This is a genomic window from Bacillus sp. 3103sda1 (assembly GCF_024159135.1).
GTDB lineage: Bacteria > Bacillota > Bacilli > Bacillales > Bacillaceae_G > Bacillus_A > Bacillus_A rhizoplanae.
Genome location: NZ_JAMYWS010000001.1, coordinates 3,331,533 through 3,346,747 on the forward strand (window position 1 = coordinate 3,331,533; position 15,215 = coordinate 3,346,747).

The following is a 15,215-nucleotide window of genomic DNA, read 5'->3' on the forward strand; positions in this document are numbered from 1 at the left end:
TTCAAAAGCAGATAAGATAAACAAAGGAGAATTTCTAGCCTTCAATAGAAAGTGCATCCGTGTTAATGAAAACTTCACTTCATTGAAGTTTTTTACATACAAGACTATAATTGAGATGAGTTAAAGAGGAGGATTTACATGAAGAAAGTAGATGTATATACACAGCCAGATTGTCCACCATGTCAAATTATAAAAGAATTTTTAAAACATAATCATATTACATTTACAGAATATGACGTCAAAAAAGATGCTGCCGCTCGTAATCGTCTTCTATATGATTATGATTCCTATTCTACCCCTACTGTTGTCGTTGATGGAGAAGTTGTAGCAGGCTTTCAAATTGAAAAATTACAACAACTTTTAGAACTAGAACAATAAAAAGGCGACTGCATGAGTCGCCTTTTCCCACGTTACTCGCGGACAGTAAGCTCGCATTAATGGGAGTTTCACTTTATTCTTTTTCGGATTGTCTAATCTCAGATAAAAGCTGTTTATTTTCGTGATACCCCGCCAATTTCCACTTATTACCATCTCTTTGCAGTGTGATAATTTGATATTGATCATTTGTTATATCATGTTCATACACATATAACAAATCATGCTCTTGATTGTATACAATTTTCGTTTTTGATGAAAAAGTAAATGGCGCTTCATTTGTAGGCAATAAATATTGAGCACTTCGTTTTACATCCTGACCATTTTCATCCGTAAAAACTTGAAGGAAATTATCTGTGAAATAAGGGGATAATGTATCAATCATTTTATCCATTGAAAGTCGCTTACCACGAATAGAAAATTGTGCTTCATATCCCTTTCGAATCGTTTCAAATATTTCATTTTGATCAATTTTTGTTTCTTCTTTTCCAAAAACAGTTGTTACACTTTGTCCAATTACAAATGCAGCAAAAAGAAATAGCACAATCCAAATCCCATACTTTCTCATTCTCGCACCCTCCTTGTAAAAAGAGCTTGTCCTTCTAATATTCATTGTAGCAATGATTGTACAATGAAAGAGTGCCTTTCGTTCGTAAAATCTTTACAACGATAGACATCATTCTTATCATAGCTGTCACTATTACCAATTTATGATAAAAACAAACAAAAAAATGCACGAAATATTTCGTGCATTATAATAAAACATCTTCTTCATATAAAAATTCATAAGACAAATCAATAAATAAATAATGCTCATCATCAATAGGAAACGAGAATGTCCGAACCAACTCACCCGTTTCAAGATCCCCATATAAATCAGACAATCTTCCTTTTTGTTCAACGCGCAGCTTCATAATGTTTTCTAAAAAGTATGGACGCCAGCTCCAATTCTTCATATAATATTCTGGCATTAACACCCATTCTCCGTCTTTTTTCATGACGTTTCCTGACTTTTGAAAGCCATCTTCGTTACAAATATAAATACGGAAGCTACAATATGTTACTTGTTGACTAAAATTCACTAGCCATTTATTAAAATCTTCTATTTTTCTCTGTTTTGCTAATACATTTCCAACATATTCTCGAAGCGTTTCAGTCAGTTTATACACTTTTTGTAATTTTCGTTTTTCATGCTGAATAAACTGATGACACTCATTACCAAGACGTTCTTTCAAAATGTCTTTATCGAAAAAATCTTCTGAAAATTCTTTCAAATGATCACCTTGATAGTATCTCCCTCCATTTTTCCAAGCGTATTGCAACTGATAGAATGCATCAATATCTTCATACAATAACGTTGCACCAATACGTCTCGCTAAGAGTGATAATGAATATAAAATATCCTGATACGATTGTAACAGTGCCGTTTGACGTAAATTTGTTAAATCCACTTTTAAAATATCCGGAGCTAGCACACTAATTCTTTCAAGGTTACTTGTTCCTGTTCCTACTTTATTAATTGCAACCTGAATGCCATATGTACGATAATACATAAGTAAATGATTAAATTGTTCAATATCTTCTTTAAAGTCATGTTCTGTTATTTCTAATACGATACGATTTAAACGTAATCCTTTCTTTTCATACGTTAATAATAAATGTAGTAAGCTTTCACTTTCATCGCTCATCAGTATATTTGCATTACGATGCAAAAATAATAAAAATGATTGATCTGTTTCTAAATACCGATCCAATGCTTTTCCTAAAATGATATTATCTACTTCAAGTTGAAACTCATCTGGAATCGAATCGTCATGAAAGAATGAGGCAAGACTGTGAATTCCTTCTTCTGTTTGTATGCGTCCTACTACTTCATATCCAATTACAGTATGTTCATCTGCACTAAAAATAGCTTGATAATAAGGAAGGACTTGATCCAAATTACTCATCACGTCTAATGCATCTACCATAGTACTCCCTCCTTTTACTTTTCAAAAATTATAACACGTTATGTAAAAAAAATAATAAAAAAATCCCTTCAGTTTTCCTGAAGGGATTAGAGGGGTAAAATGCTAAGGGGAATTAGCAATTCTACTATGAAGAAAAAAGAGGTCTTAAATATACCCCATAAACAAGTTCCTTGTAAAGGCCCTCTTTCTATCTGTCACAAATTTGTCACAAAAATCCCATCCCTTAAAACGGATATTGATGTAAATGTTGGCCACCATCCATTGTGATGCAAGCTCCATTTATGTACGCAGCTTCTTCAGAGCATAAATAAAAAGCTAGACCAGCAATTTCTTCTGGTGTTCCAAGTCTTCCAAGCGGCACACTTTGTAGTGTTCGCTTTGCTGCTTCTTCAGATATCCACAGCTTATCAGCCCCACCTGTACGCTCAATTGGCCCTGGAGCAATTGCATTAACACGAATTCCATATTTGCGTCCCCACTCAACAGCAAGCGTTCTTGTCATTGCTAATACACCTGCTTTAGCTGATGCAGAATGAATAACACCAGGACCTGCATCCCATGCGTAAGTTGCAACCATATTAATAATTGTTCCTTTTATTCCTTTTTCGATCCAATATTTCCCAATTGCTTGACTACAATAAAATGTACCATTTAACACAATATTAATAACAGCATTCCAACCATTTGGCGATAAATCTTCAGCCGGACAAAGAAAGTTTCCCGCTGCATTATTTACAAGTACATCGATGCGTCCAAATTCTTCATCGATTTTTTCAATCATTCTTTTTATATCCTCAGTATTACGCACATCCATTTGTACAGGTAATACTTGACCTTCAAATTGCTCAATTTCTTTCTTTGCCTCTTCTAATCGTTCTATTGTACGTCCTGTAATAACAACACGCGCTCCTTCTTTCGCAAAACGAGTTGCCATTCCTTTTCCCATTCCACTTGAACCACCTGTAATTACAACTACTTTTTCTTTCACAATATCCCCTCCCAAAAATGAATACATATTCATTTTATCACTTTATCCGTCAGAATTCTTTATAAATTTTAATTTTTCTGATATCTTTTAATAAAATATACTATATTCTATCGCTAACAATGAAAGGAAAGGAGAGAAGATAAGTAGCGACTCATCCCAACAAATCACACCCTTCTACTATGATTATTTCCTATCATCTCGCTCATATAAATATGAATCATATAACAAGAAGAAACTTTATCAAAAAAGGTATTCATACACTATTGTATACTTGTATAACGACCGGAGCGGGTTACTATTATGCTAAATATATAGAACCACGCCTTCTCTCTTTTACGTATCATACGATTCATTCTCCACTCATCCCACGTGGATTTAACGGTGTTAAAATGGTTCAATTTAGTGATTTACATTTAGGATATTATTACTCGCTTCAACAACTTTCTAAAGTAGTAACAAAAATAAATGAAAAAAAACCTGACATCGTGATTTTTACTGGAGATTTAATTGATAATTATCAAACATACGCAGATACTCCACTTGTTGCATCAATTTTACAAAATATCATTGCTCCACTTGGTAAATTTGCAATTTTCGGCAATCATGATCATGGTGGATACGGGACGGAATACTATAGTCACATCATGACACAATCTGGCTTTGAGATATTACAAAATATCGAAAAACGCATTCGCCTATTAGATGGAAGTGAAATTTCCATTTTCGGTATTGACGATATCATGCTTGGAAAACCTGACATACACGGAACCTTGCAACAAGCACAAAATAATCTGTATACGATTGCTCTCGTGCATGAACCTGATATTGCACCACATATTGCAAATTTCCCTGTCAATTTACTACTCTCTGGACATAGTCATGGTGGACAAGTACAACTCCCTTTCTTTGGCGCCATTATTACCCCTACATTTGCAAAACATTATATTGAAGGTTTTTATCATATTAAGCAAAACTATGACTTATTATTGTATGTTAATCGAGGTCTTGGAACAACCCGTGTACCATTGCGATTTTTAGCAAAACCAGAAATTACACTCTTCACATTACAATCGACATAATAAACGAACTTATTTCGCCTATTTTCCGCACCATTCTCTCTTGTACTCGCTCATCCACGTTATCTTTTCCATATGATAACAATGAGTTCAATGAAGGAGGTTTTAACATGTATCCACAATACCAGCCGATTCCGTTCCGCTCAGCACTAGTTGGTCCAGTCGGAAACTCACGATTTATACCATTTTTCGGATTCCCTTTTTTAGCTGGTCTTGCAGGAGGTTTAATCGGCGGAGCATTGGCATTTGGCCCTAGACCATATTATCCTTGCTACGGCTATGGCGGCTTTGGCGGCTTTGGCGGCTTTGGCGGCTATCCTTGTCCAACACCTTATTTTTACTAATGTAAATAGAAACAACTATGGAAAAAGGCCTCATATCGAGGCCTTTTCTCTATATTATATAAATAACTGTAAAACATCAGAAAATGAGTATACCTATTTCTTATCCCGCTATGTTCAGACAGTAAAACTCCCATATCGAGATTTTAAGAAATCCAAGAAGATAGGTAAGCGTTAATTACTGATATGTGCCCAATTGGTGAGAACTCTCCATCGATAGAAAATGAAACATCCACTGATAGGAGTTTCACTTTATTCTTCCTCTGTGCTTGTATATGCCATTTGAAAGAGTTTCATTTGACTTTCAATTTCTTGCGCATCATCACTTGCTACATAGTAATATTCTCCACACTCATTTTGTTCACGTGCTTTTACATTATCATCTAAAATCAATTGCAATATATCTTTAATTCGTGTTTTCATATCGAACTCTAGAATTGGAAATGAAATTTCTACACGTTTTTCCATATTGCGCGTCATCCAGTCGGCTGACGATAAAAATAACTTTTCTTCTCCATTATGGTGAAAATAATAAATGCGACTATGCTCTAAATAACGGCCTACCACACTAATGACACGAATATTTTCACTTACACCTAAAATTTTTGGACGTAAACAACAAGTTCCCCTTACAATGAGATCAACTTTCACACCAGCTTGTGATGCTTCATATAGCTTTTGAATAAGCGGCTTATCTGTTAACGAATTCATTTTCGCAATAATATAACCATTTCCATATTGTTTATGATAACGAATCTCTTCATCAATGAGTTCAATAAATTGCTGACGAATATCAAATGGGGCAACGGACAATTGATGAAAATGAGGTTTCATTGTATACCCACTTAAATAATTAAAAAAGTTTGTCGCATCAATACCAAAATCTTTACGTGATGTAATGTATCCAAAATCAGTATATAATTTCGCTGTTGCATCATTATAATTACCTGTACCTAAATGGACAAAGCGTTCAATCTTCCCATATTTTCGTCTTACAACAAGCGTAATTTTACTATGTGTTTTCAAATGGCTAACACCATAAATCACATGACAACCTGCTTTTTCTAATTCTTTTGCCCAGTGAACGTTATTTTCTTCATCAAAACGAGCCTTTAATTCCACAAGTACTGTCACTTGCTTCCCATTTTCTGCTGCTGTTTTTAAAGCCTTAATAACAGGTGAATCTCCACTTACACGGTATAATGTTTGTTTAATTGCTAACACATCAGGATCTTCTGCTGCGTCTGCTACAAAATCAATGACAGGTTGAAATGATTCAAATGGATGATGCAATAGGATATCTTGTTCTAGAGTTTTTTCAAACACATCTTCTTCATCACCTAAATCTTGAGGTGGCTGTGGAATAAGTGCTGGATAGATTAAATTATCATATGTGGATGCTAACTTCTTATAAAGCGCAAATAAACATGTTAAATCAAGTGGGCCATCAATCATATATACATCTTCATCTTTTACTTCTAACGCTTCATATAATAGAGATAATACTCTTTCATCCAAGTTATCTGTTCCTACCTCTAAACGAACCGCTGCGCCCCATTTTCGTTTTTTTAATTCTTTCTCAATTACTTTTAATAAATCACGTGCACCTTCTTCATGAATAGTCAAATCCGCATTACGTGTAATGCGAAAACGCGTAACAGAAGATACCATATATCCTGTAAATAATTTATGAGTAAAGTTACTAATCACATCTTCTAAAGAAATGAATTTTTGCCTATTATCTTCATTTGGTAAAAAAATAAAACGTTCTAATAATGATGGAACTTGAACGATGCCAAGCTTGGTCCGATTTTCTTCTACTGTTTGTCTTTCATCGTATAAAATTGCAGCTAAATTTAAGCTTTTATTCAATAACATAGGAAACGGTCGATACGCATCAATTGCCACAGGTGTTAAAACTGGAAAAATCTGCTCATCAAAATATTCTTCAATAAATTCTCGTTGTTCTTTCGTTAAATCGTGAAAAGACAACAATTCTATTCCTTCTTCCTTCAACGCAGGAATTACAGCATTTTGATAAGTATCATACTGTACTTTCATTAATTCATGTGCCTTAGTTGAAATTTTCCCCAATTGTTGTTTCGGCGTTAGTCCAGCTTTATTTTCTGGTTGATTAAACCCAGCTCTTACCTGATCTTTCAATCCTGCAACACGCACCATGAAAAACTCATCTAAATTTGAGCTGAAGATACTGATAAACTTTAATCTCTCTAATAATGGATTACAGTCATCTTGCGCTTCTTGTAACACTCGCTCATTAAAGGCAAGCCAACTTAATTCACGATTGTTATAATAAGCAGTATCATTCAAGTTTATAAGACTACTCTTCACCGTTTCCATACCCCCATCACACTTCCCTCTAAAACTTTTTCAATATAATTTTATTATATTCATTTTAACAAATATCCATTGGAAGAAGTGTAAATTTTTTGTAAAGAAGTTCGTACAAATTAACATCTTTCATGAAAATATAATTCAATGTTCGTTTTTAAAACTTTCTCTATCTGTTTTTTCTGTTTTTCCGCCTGTACTTTTTCAGATAATGCTGATTGCTTACAGCAAATATAAAAAGCAAGACCATCTTCGTTTTTTACAATATGAATGGATTCGACAAGATTACGATTTGTCACATTTAATGCTGCAGAAAATTGCAAAATAGACCCTAATAATCGTATTTTTCTTTGTTCGTCTTTTTCAAACCAATCTGTAAATGGTTCGATACATTGTTTAAACAACAATTTCGATTTATAAGAAGCAATTAATGCTAATTTAATTCGTTCTTTATGCATCATGCCATCTATCGTTTTATTTGCTAATAAATAAAATGTATGCTGGCTGCTTGACTCTTCATCAATATATTTTCCAATATTAAATACTTTTGCTGCTCTATGAAGCACAGTCCAATCTTCTTGCGTAAAGGAGATAACCTCTCTTTTTTCTAATTCTTTGCAAATAGTCATGGCATTTTTCATAAGTTGCATCACAGCGCTCATATCCATCTCATATTCATGAGAAAGTAAGTATAAGCTTTCTTCCACAACATTGGGATAATAAGTAATCCCAAACGAATTTGTTAATTCTTCATAAAAAACACCTTCTCGTAGTCCTTTTCTACTCAACACAAAAGATGGTGCTTCTATAATAGTTGTTAACGTTCTAAACACTTCTGCTGCCGAAATAATGGTATCAGCTCGATCTTTAGCAAGTCCCTCTAACTTTTGCAGTTCTGTAAATGAAAGTGTTAATAAATGTTCGTGTACATGTTCAATATCTGTTCGCTTCATCTTATATAAATGTAGTCCAGAAATCGGGTAAGAAATTAAATTTTGATGAATTTTCACCATATTTCGTGCGCTACCTCCAATTGCAATTAACGGTAATTTCTTACCTTTAAGCCATGGAAGCGATTGAAACTGATACCATAAATAATTTCTTAATTCCTCAAGTTCTTCCGAAGTTGGTGTATCATGACAAATGAATTGTTGCTTTAATGACAATGCTCCAAACGGAAAACTATAATATTCCACAACCTCTCGATTTCGGAAATAAGTAACCTCTGTACTTCCACCTCCTATATCAACAGTAATTCCTTCTGTAAAAGAGGTAGAGTTCATAACCGCTATATATCCATAACGTGCTTCTTCATACTCAGACAATACCCGAAGCTTAAAGTCAGTGTGTTCTTCAACAAGACGTTTAATTTCCATTTGATTTTTAGCTTGCCGAACTGTTGCAGTTGCTACGCACAATACTTTATGTAACTGGTGAAACCGCGTGCTTTCTTGAAACTGTAGCAAAGTATGTAACAATATATGGATTCCTTCTTCGGTTAGGATACCATCTACTAAATAGTTACGTAAGCGAGCAACTACCTTCGTATTTTCAATCTCTTTGTAAAAACCACCATTTTGTTTTTCATAAATAACTAATCTCATCGTGTTTGATCCAATATCAATAATCCCATATTGTTGTTTCAACGCTTTCGTCATCCTTTTCTCTATATCATTATATTGTTATTTGAAGTTATAAAAACCCGTACAACATAGCGCAAGAGCACTTAAATTCATAAGTAAGAGGGTCTTCTAGATATTTTTCTCTAAATGAAGTAAAGTAAAACTTCCATCAGTGAGGGTTTTTTCCTCCCCCACTGATGGTTAGTTGAACCAATCGGGCGCATGCCAGCAGTTATCCCCCACCTATCTTCCTTGTTTCTCTTTGAATCTTATGGTGAGTGGTCTTACTGCCCGCGAATAGCGGGATAAAGCATTAACTTACTTCAAAGAAAGATATAACTATTATACAAAATAGTTGTTTTTTATTACAACATTGCTTTAATATTGAAAATACGTATAATAATTTTCTACATAGAAGAATTGCTAGCTTTTGTTAGATTATGATACTGTAGACAGGAAAGGAGTGCTAAGATGAAATCTTCACAATCACAGTCTCGTTCCTACAATCAATTTTCGGTCCATCAACTTGCTGAAGCAATTTTCAGTGTCAACCGACATGCAAAATCAGCTACAAATCCGAAATATTTATATTGGTTAAAAAAGACAGCTTTAGAACGATTAATTTCAGAAGAGCAAGCTACGAAAGAAGGTTTACACTTTTCCAAAAACCCACGTTTTAGCCAACAACAATCTGACGTTCTTGTCCGAGCAGGTAATTATTACTTCCATATTCCTCCTACGAAAGATGATTTTCGTAACCTTCCACATCTCGGTAGCCTTGATTGTGCATATCGAAATCCAAAAACATATCTATCCTTAACATCTGCTAAAAAAATGCTCCAGCAGTATATTGGGGAAGAAGCATTTCAACAAGAAAAAAAATTAAGCGAATCCATTCCTTGGTATCGTCGTACTTACACAAAAAAATAAAGAAGCTTTGGCCATTTTGGCCAAAGCTTCTTTATTTTTTGTCTTCTTTTATTTTAATGTTTGCTTGCTTATAAAAGGACAGTTTTTCTTGATTATATTGTTTTGTATATTCATTAAATTTATTTTTTGAAGACTCGATATCTTGATAAGATTGATTTACAGCTTTTACTTTCTCACTAATCGTTTTTAACTTTTCATCTTTTGCTTGCAGCATCGTATACAATTCTTTTTCTAAATTTAATGATTTTTTATAGCTATCATACATTTGTTTAAACGCATCATAACGGCCTGTATACGCATCTTGTACTTTCTTTGCTTGTTCTTGCAGTTTTTTATCTTCAAGTTCCTTTATATATTTATCAACATCTTTTGTTTCTTCTTGCGCTTTATCTAATGTTTCTTTCTCTTTATCTAATACTTTTTCACGATCTGCATCGTTTTTTATAGCTTGATCTAATTTCTCTTTTACCACTTGATTGTTATCTTTTCCGCCCTCTACAATCTGGCTGTACAATTCTTGTCCTTGCTTTTCTAATGTCTCCAATGTTTTCGCATCTTCAAACATTGTTTTTTCTTGTTTTGCAGCATTCTCAAATGCTACGTATAACTCTTCTTCTGGTTTAGGTCCGAAGCAACCTGCAAGTAAACTCATTGATATAACTGCTACTAGTGCTATCTTTTTATATTTCAACTTCAATTCCTCCTATTTTATATGCGATTATCATGCCAGAAATTTAATGGAAAATGATCTGCTTCATCGTATACTTCGAATTCATACCCCTTTTTACGAAGATCATCAATGATTGTTTGTAAAGCTTGCACTGTTTGCTTTTTCTCATGCATTAAAACAACTTCTCGTTCTTTATTAACGTGTGAGACAACATTTTGGGTTACTCCATTTGGATTTCCTGATAATTTCCAGTCTAAAGAATCTACAGTCCAATCCCATTCTTTCATGCCAGCAGACGTCATTTGATCACGTAACGCTTGAGTAAGTCCCGGCATACTTCCATATGGACAGCGAACAAGGTTTGGATGAATACCAGTTACTTCTTTCATAATATCTTGTGCTTGTTTCATTTCGTCGACAAATTTTCCTTCTTTATACAGCTTTGTATAATTATGCGTCATACTATGAACACCCGGATAATGTCCCTCTTTTACTAAGCGCTTTACACTCTCTTTATAGGCTGGAATATTTCCACCAATCATAAAGAATGTTCCTTTTATATCATTTTTCTTTAAAATATCTAAAATTTCCTTTTGAAATTCACTTGGTCCATCATCAAATGTTAAATATACTACTTTACGCACTTGACCATTATATTTTTCAGGCGCTGCTTTTTTCATTTCTACGTTTGTCTGTTCACTTGCAAACTGAACGGAATTTTCTTGATTTGCAACTGCTTTTGCAGGAGAAGTAATTGATTGAAACAGAAAAAATCCTGCTGCTACAGCACAAATTGCTATAACAACAATAACCAACCGCTTAATTATTGTAGAGCGGTGGTTCGTAACGTCTACCATTCTATCATTCCCTTTCTATCTTTCTATCTCTCTATCTCTATTTGTTCCATTTTACACAGTACAAAGGAATCGATGCAATATTTTCCGATTATTCTCTAATTTTCTTCAAAAGGAAAAGTGTAGAGATCTTTCCTACTCTACACTTTTAATGAGAAATCATTGTGCAAAATATACTGACACATCCATCGTTAATTATATGACGATTAACCATATTTTTAAAGGGATTTGTTACAAAACACACAAGTATTGTAACAAAAATGAAAAAAATGTTTCGAAATAATAATGTTATAATTCCACTTGTTGCATATCTCTATTTTGAAATAATCGCATTTGTGCTAGTTCTAATAGCACTTCAAATAAGTCTCCCTCTAATGGATATGTTGCTCCACCAAATATAAATGTGATGTGTACAATATCATCTTGCAACACTTTTGTTAAATTTTTAGTTATTCGATTCATTAATGTTGATTGTTCGTGCCCGTTAGTGCGGGATAAAGCGATATCCAATTACTTAAAAAAAATTCTTGTTGGTAGTCTCCTACTCCATAATTCCTTTTTATCGTTTTATCAACAGGGCCTGCTTTGTTTGCAATGGTCCATACACTTGTTGGTTATGTTGAAATGTATACGTAGCACGAAGAGGTAAAGAAGGTGATATATTGTTACGTTCAGCCTTTACTTGCAATACTAAACATGCTTTTTCTTTTGGCGACAAATTATCAATGCGCCAACGAACAAGTTGAAAAAGAAATTCGTTTTCCCCACTATTAGACGTTAATGTATTTGGTATATACGATAGTTGATCTCTAATCATATGACTTACGCATATACGAGAAACAGCTTCTTTCCCTTTATTATCCACTTCAATTTGAATCGCAATTATATCTTGAAGTTCATAATAAATAGTGTCTGAAAACGAAGACTGTTGTTTCATATTACACACCGTAAGCGTTACTTCTATTTGAGGAGTGTATTGCTTATAAGCTAAATCCTTGTCATTGCCCCCTGACCATAAAGAAGGTTGTATACACAAAGAAAACTTATCTCGATTTTCTAATTCCCCCCAGTATTTCACCATACAAATTCACCCCACTCTAATATTAAATTTATAATTTTCACACTCTCTACTTTTTCTTCGCGGCCTCCGACAAAAACTTAACCTTTTTATATCCTTTACTTTATATAGTATTCGATAAACGAAAGAAAAAATCATTCTAAAAAAGCTGCACATCATGTACAGCTTTACTGATAAAGTTTCATGTATTCTTTTATCTTATACTAATCATAAGTGGCATATGAAAAACTTTCCTACTGATAAAATTTTCACTTTATATATTGTTTCTCATTCTAGTATTTTTTAATTTGCTTTATATTGTATAGCAATACATAAACAGTTCTCTGTCCTCTCTAATTCTTACAAGTAAGCTCTATGTCCTTTCGTCACTTCCTATATTATGAATCATTTTCAATAATATGTTTTTAAAAAATATTTTACATTTCTGCATTTCTACAGTTTTTATAATAGGTAACCAATAACATATTTTTTCACATATATATCGACTAAATAATTTATATGTATATGTTTGTGATCTTTGACTAAAAAGTACATATGTACGACAAAATAATTTTGCCGAAAAAAATTTATTTATCATTTGGTCAAATTTGACTATAATATAATTTATTGTTGATATACAAAGGAGGGTTATGCTTGGAGGAACAAATAACTCAAAAGCAAGCAAGTAACACAAAATTGGTTGTAACAGGATTGCTACTGGGAATACTACTAGCAGCAATGGATAACACAATTGTTGCTACTGCAATGCCTACTATTGTAGGTGATTTAGGCGGCTTTGATAAATTTGTATGGGTCACTTCTGCCTATATGGTAGCTACGATGGCCGGAATGCCTATCTTCGGAAAACTATCAGATATGTACGGACGTAAACGTTTTTACATAGGAGGATTACTTCTCTTTTTAACTGGTTCAATGCTTTGCGGCACTGCATCTAGCATTGAACAATTAAGTGTATACCGTGCAATTCAAGGAATTGGCGGCGGTGCTCTTATGCCAATCGCATTTACAATTATGTATGATATTTTCCCAGCAGAAAAACGAGGTAAAATGACAGGACTATTTGGAGCTGTTTTTGGAACGTCAAGTGTGTTTGGACCGCTGTTAGGTGCTTATATTACTGACTATATTAACTGGCACTGGGTATTTTATATTAATATTCCATTAGGGATTATCTCGCTCTTTTTAATTACAAAATACTATAAAGAATCTTTACAATATAGTAAACAAAAAATTGATTGGGCAGGTGCTGTTACTTTAATTATTGGTATTGTTTGCCTCATGTTTGCTTTAGAACTCGGAGGTAAACAGTATGCTTGGGATTCAAGCGTAATTGTGAGCTTATTTGCTACGTTTGCTATTATGATGATTATCTTTTTCTTTATTGAACGAAAAGTGGAAGAGCCTATTATTTCTTTCCATTTATTCAAAAAACGTTTATTTGCAGCAAGTCAAGGCGTTGCCTTCTTATACGGTGCAACATTTATTATTTGTACAGTGTACATTCCACTTTTCATCCAAGGTGTTCTTGGTGGATCCGCAGCAAATGCTGGATTAATTTTAACACCGATGATGGTAGGATCTGTTATTGGAAGCCAAATAGGTGGACAGTTATCAACTCGTACAAGTTACCGTAACATTATGATGATCTCTGGTATCTTCTTTATTCTTGGTATGTATTTATTAAGTACTTTAACAGTCGATACGTCACGTACAATGATTACAGTCTTTATGATTTTAGCTGGATTTGGCGTCGGATTTTCCTTCTCTGTCTTAAGTATGGCTTCTATTCATAATTTAAGTATGAGAGAACGAGGTTCTGCGACATCAACAAATTCTTTCTTCCGTTCACTTGGTATGACACTTGGTGTAACAATTTTTGGTACGATTCAAAATCATGTATTTACAGATCAACTAAAATCTGTTTTCCCGCCAGAACTAGCAAAGATGGCTCCAAAAGGCGGCGATACAAGTTTCTTATTATCTCCAAATGCGACTGAGAAAATACCGCCACAAATTTTAGATGGTATTAAACATGCACTAGCAACCTCTATCGCTGACACATTTTTATGGGCACTTATTCCTGCAGCCCTTAGCATTATATGCATCTTATTAATGGGAAAAGAGCGACTAATTATACCAACAAACAAGAAGCAAAAACAAGTTAGTTAACATTCTTCTCTCCTTCTCCTTGATGAGGAGGAGAATATACTTATTTTAGTAGTTTGATGCTATTGGAGTTGAAACAAAATGAGCATGAAATTAGTCATTCTCGGTTTACTTCTTGAAGGAGAGAAACACCCTTACGAAGTGCAACACATTATGAAAGAAAGACAAATGGATTGTTATATTAAATATGCAAAGGGGTCTTTATATTACGCCTTCGAGCAGCTAGAAAAACAGGAAGCTATCGCTGTTACGCATATCATACGTGATACAAATCGTCCGGATAAAACAATTTATCATATTACAGAAAAAGGAAAAGGACTTTTCCATACTCTTTTACTCGAACAATTTCAAGCGAAAAATCATATATATAAACCAATCTATACCGGGCTTTCTTTCAGTCATTTCGGTGACAATCAATGCATTGTGCCGATTCTTAAAAAGAAAATTGAAGAAACACAGGCATTTATAACAACGATGCAAAGCATATATATAAATAATAAGGCTAGCATTCCTCGTGCACAGCTTTATATTTTGGCAAACGTTATTGATCATGCTTCTGTTGAATTTCGTTGGCTGAAACAACTGTATAAAGACGCACTAGAAGGAAAACTTTCGGAAATCCATACAGAGTTAGATAATTAAACATCGAAACAGTCACCAAGGAGTGACTGTTTTTTGTATTCATGAAAATGGATTTTCTTAAGCGTTTTTTCCCTTTTTTCTTTTTTGTAACCTCTTCCCTTTTTCATTACAATACGAATATATAAAGTGAAACTTCCATAAGCAGGGAGCT

Annotated in this window: 15 protein-coding genes; 6 read left to right on the forward strand and 9 right to left on the reverse strand. The window is 33.8% G+C overall.

Annotation, left to right across the window (positions count from 1 at the left end; all coding sequences use genetic code 11):
* Positions 1-138: 138 nt before the first annotated feature.
* Positions 139-378 carry a glutaredoxin domain-containing protein gene (locus NKR74_RS16575; RefSeq protein WP_098305711.1) on the forward strand — a complete coding sequence of 80 codons (240 nt, stop codon included), beginning with the start codon at positions 139-141 and terminating at the stop codon, positions 376-378.
* Positions 379-451: 73 nt separating this feature from the next.
* Here NKR74_RS16575 and NKR74_RS16580 read toward each other — a convergent pair whose 3' ends face one another.
* From NKR74_RS16580 to fadH, 3 genes are all read right to left on the reverse strand, one after another.
* Positions 452-943: a DUF3993 domain-containing protein gene (locus NKR74_RS16580; RefSeq protein ID WP_253630283.1), complete on the reverse strand. Its 492-nt coding sequence runs from the start codon at positions 941-943 to the stop codon at positions 452-454.
* A 184-nt stretch (positions 944-1,127) separates the two neighbouring features.
* Entirely contained in the window at positions 1,128-2,345 is a 1,218-nt protein-coding gene (locus tag NKR74_RS16585; protein ID WP_253630284.1) for an EAL domain-containing protein, read from the reverse strand.
* A gap of 223 nt (positions 2,346-2,568) precedes the next feature.
* On the reverse strand, positions 2,569-3,333 hold the full coding sequence (fadH, locus tag NKR74_RS16590) for a 2,4-dienoyl-CoA reductase (protein WP_098305717.1): 765 nt from the start codon (positions 3,331-3,333) through the stop codon (positions 2,569-2,571).
* Positions 3,334-3,545: 212 nt separating this feature from the next.
* On the opposite strand from fadH, the gene NKR74_RS16595 reads away from it, so the two are divergent.
* Entirely contained in the window at positions 3,546-4,412 is an 867-nt protein-coding gene (locus NKR74_RS16595) for a metallophosphoesterase (RefSeq protein ID WP_098305797.1), read from the forward strand.
* 107 nt (positions 4,413-4,519) lie between these two features.
* Entirely contained in the window at positions 4,520-4,753 is a 234-nt protein-coding gene (locus NKR74_RS16600; protein ID WP_253630285.1) for a hypothetical protein, read from the forward strand.
* Between the two features lie 249 nt (positions 4,754-5,002).
* Here the strand turns inward: NKR74_RS16600 and NKR74_RS16605 are convergent, their stop codons facing one another.
* Positions 5,003-7,111: an RNA degradosome polyphosphate kinase gene (locus NKR74_RS16605; RefSeq protein WP_253630286.1), complete on the reverse strand. Its 2,109-nt coding sequence runs from the start codon at positions 7,109-7,111 to the stop codon at positions 5,003-5,005.
* 110 nt (positions 7,112-7,221) lie between these two features.
* A complete protein-coding gene (locus NKR74_RS16610) occupies positions 7,222-8,760 on the reverse strand; it encodes a Ppx/GppA family phosphatase (RefSeq protein ID WP_253630287.1) in 1,539 nt (512 codons plus the stop codon).
* Between the two features lie 435 nt (positions 8,761-9,195).
* On the opposite strand from NKR74_RS16610, the gene NKR74_RS16615 reads away from it, so the two are divergent.
* Positions 9,196-9,654 (forward strand): YkyB family protein, encoded by a 459-nt coding sequence (locus NKR74_RS16615; protein ID WP_253630288.1) that lies wholly within the window; start codon positions 9,196-9,198, stop codon positions 9,652-9,654.
* A 31-nt stretch (positions 9,655-9,685) separates the two neighbouring features.
* On the opposite strand, the gene NKR74_RS16620 is transcribed toward NKR74_RS16615, so the two are convergent.
* The 4 genes from NKR74_RS16620 to NKR74_RS16635 all read right to left on the reverse strand — a co-directional run bounded on the left by NKR74_RS16620 (position 9,686) and on the right by NKR74_RS16635 (position 12,259).
* Complete coding sequence (locus NKR74_RS16620; RefSeq protein ID WP_098305799.1) at positions 9,686-10,306, reverse strand: YkyA family protein; 621 nt, start codon at positions 10,304-10,306, stop codon at positions 9,686-9,688.
* A 56-nt stretch (positions 10,307-10,362) separates the two neighbouring features.
* A complete protein-coding gene (locus NKR74_RS16625) occupies positions 10,363-11,181 on the reverse strand; it encodes a peptidoglycan-N-acetylglucosamine deacetylase (protein WP_253630289.1) in 819 nt (272 codons plus the stop codon).
* Positions 11,182-11,466: 285 nt separating this feature from the next.
* Positions 11,467-11,640 (reverse strand): hypothetical protein, encoded by a 174-nt coding sequence (locus tag NKR74_RS16630; RefSeq protein WP_176524511.1) that lies wholly within the window; start codon positions 11,638-11,640, stop codon positions 11,467-11,469.
* 97 nt (positions 11,641-11,737) lie between these two features.
* The gene (locus tag NKR74_RS16635) at positions 11,738-12,259 is read right to left on the reverse strand and encodes a hypothetical protein (protein ID WP_098305729.1); all 522 of its coding nucleotides are present in this window, start codon (positions 12,257-12,259) and stop codon (positions 11,738-11,740) included.
* Positions 12,260-12,889: 630 nt separating this feature from the next.
* Here NKR74_RS16635 and NKR74_RS16640 point away from each other — a divergent pair.
* Together NKR74_RS16640 and NKR74_RS16645 are read left to right on the forward strand one after the other, a co-directional pair.
* The gene (locus tag NKR74_RS16640) at positions 12,890-14,425 is read left to right on the forward strand and encodes an MDR family MFS transporter (protein WP_253630290.1); all 1,536 of its coding nucleotides are present in this window, start codon (positions 12,890-12,892) and stop codon (positions 14,423-14,425) included.
* Positions 14,426-14,503: 78 nt separating this feature from the next.
* Positions 14,504-15,064 carry a PadR family transcriptional regulator gene (locus NKR74_RS16645; protein WP_253630291.1) on the forward strand — a complete coding sequence of 187 codons (561 nt, stop codon included), beginning with the start codon at positions 14,504-14,506 and terminating at the stop codon, positions 15,062-15,064.
* Positions 15,065-15,215: the final 151 nt, after the last annotated feature.

Excerpts from the sequence above, each read along its gene's own strand:
- NKR74_RS16605 (WP_253630286.1), bottom strand. The coding sequence starts at position 7,111 with ATGGAAACGGTGAAGAGTAGTCTTATAAACTTGAATGATACTGCTTAT.
- NKR74_RS16610 (WP_253630287.1), bottom strand. The coding sequence starts at position 8,760 with ATGACGAAAGCGTTGAAACAACAATATGGGATTATTGATATTGGATCA.
- NKR74_RS16615 (WP_253630288.1), top strand. The coding sequence starts at position 9,196 with ATGAAATCTTCACAATCACAGTCTCGTTCCTACAATCAATTTTCGGTC.
- NKR74_RS16600 (WP_253630285.1), top strand. The coding sequence starts at position 4,520 with ATGTATCCACAATACCAGCCGATTCCGTTCCGCTCAGCACTAGTTGGT.
- NKR74_RS16595 (WP_098305797.1), top strand. The coding sequence starts at position 3,546 with ATGAATCATATAACAAGAAGAAACTTTATCAAAAAAGGTATTCATACA.
- NKR74_RS16575 (WP_098305711.1), top strand. The coding sequence starts at position 139 with ATGAAGAAAGTAGATGTATATACACAGCCAGATTGTCCACCATGTCAA.
- NKR74_RS16625 (WP_253630289.1), bottom strand. The coding sequence starts at position 11,181 with ATGGTAGACGTTACGAACCACCGCTCTACAATAATTAAGCGGTTGGTT.
- NKR74_RS16620 (WP_098305799.1), bottom strand. The coding sequence starts at position 10,306 with ATGAGTTTACTTGCAGGTTGCTTCGGACCTAAACCAGAAGAAGAGTTA.
- NKR74_RS16580 (WP_253630283.1), bottom strand. The coding sequence starts at position 943 with ATGAGAAAGTATGGGATTTGGATTGTGCTATTTCTTTTTGCTGCATTT.
- NKR74_RS16635 (WP_098305729.1), bottom strand. The coding sequence starts at position 12,259 with ATGGTGAAATACTGGGGGGAATTAGAAAATCGAGATAAGTTTTCTTTG.
- NKR74_RS16630 (WP_176524511.1), bottom strand. The coding sequence starts at position 11,640 with ATGAATCGAATAACTAAAAATTTAACAAAAGTGTTGCAAGATGATATT.
- NKR74_RS16585 (WP_253630284.1), bottom strand. The coding sequence starts at position 2,345 with ATGGTAGATGCATTAGACGTGATGAGTAATTTGGATCAAGTCCTTCCT.
- NKR74_RS16645 (WP_253630291.1), top strand. The coding sequence starts at position 14,504 with ATGAGCATGAAATTAGTCATTCTCGGTTTACTTCTTGAAGGAGAGAAA.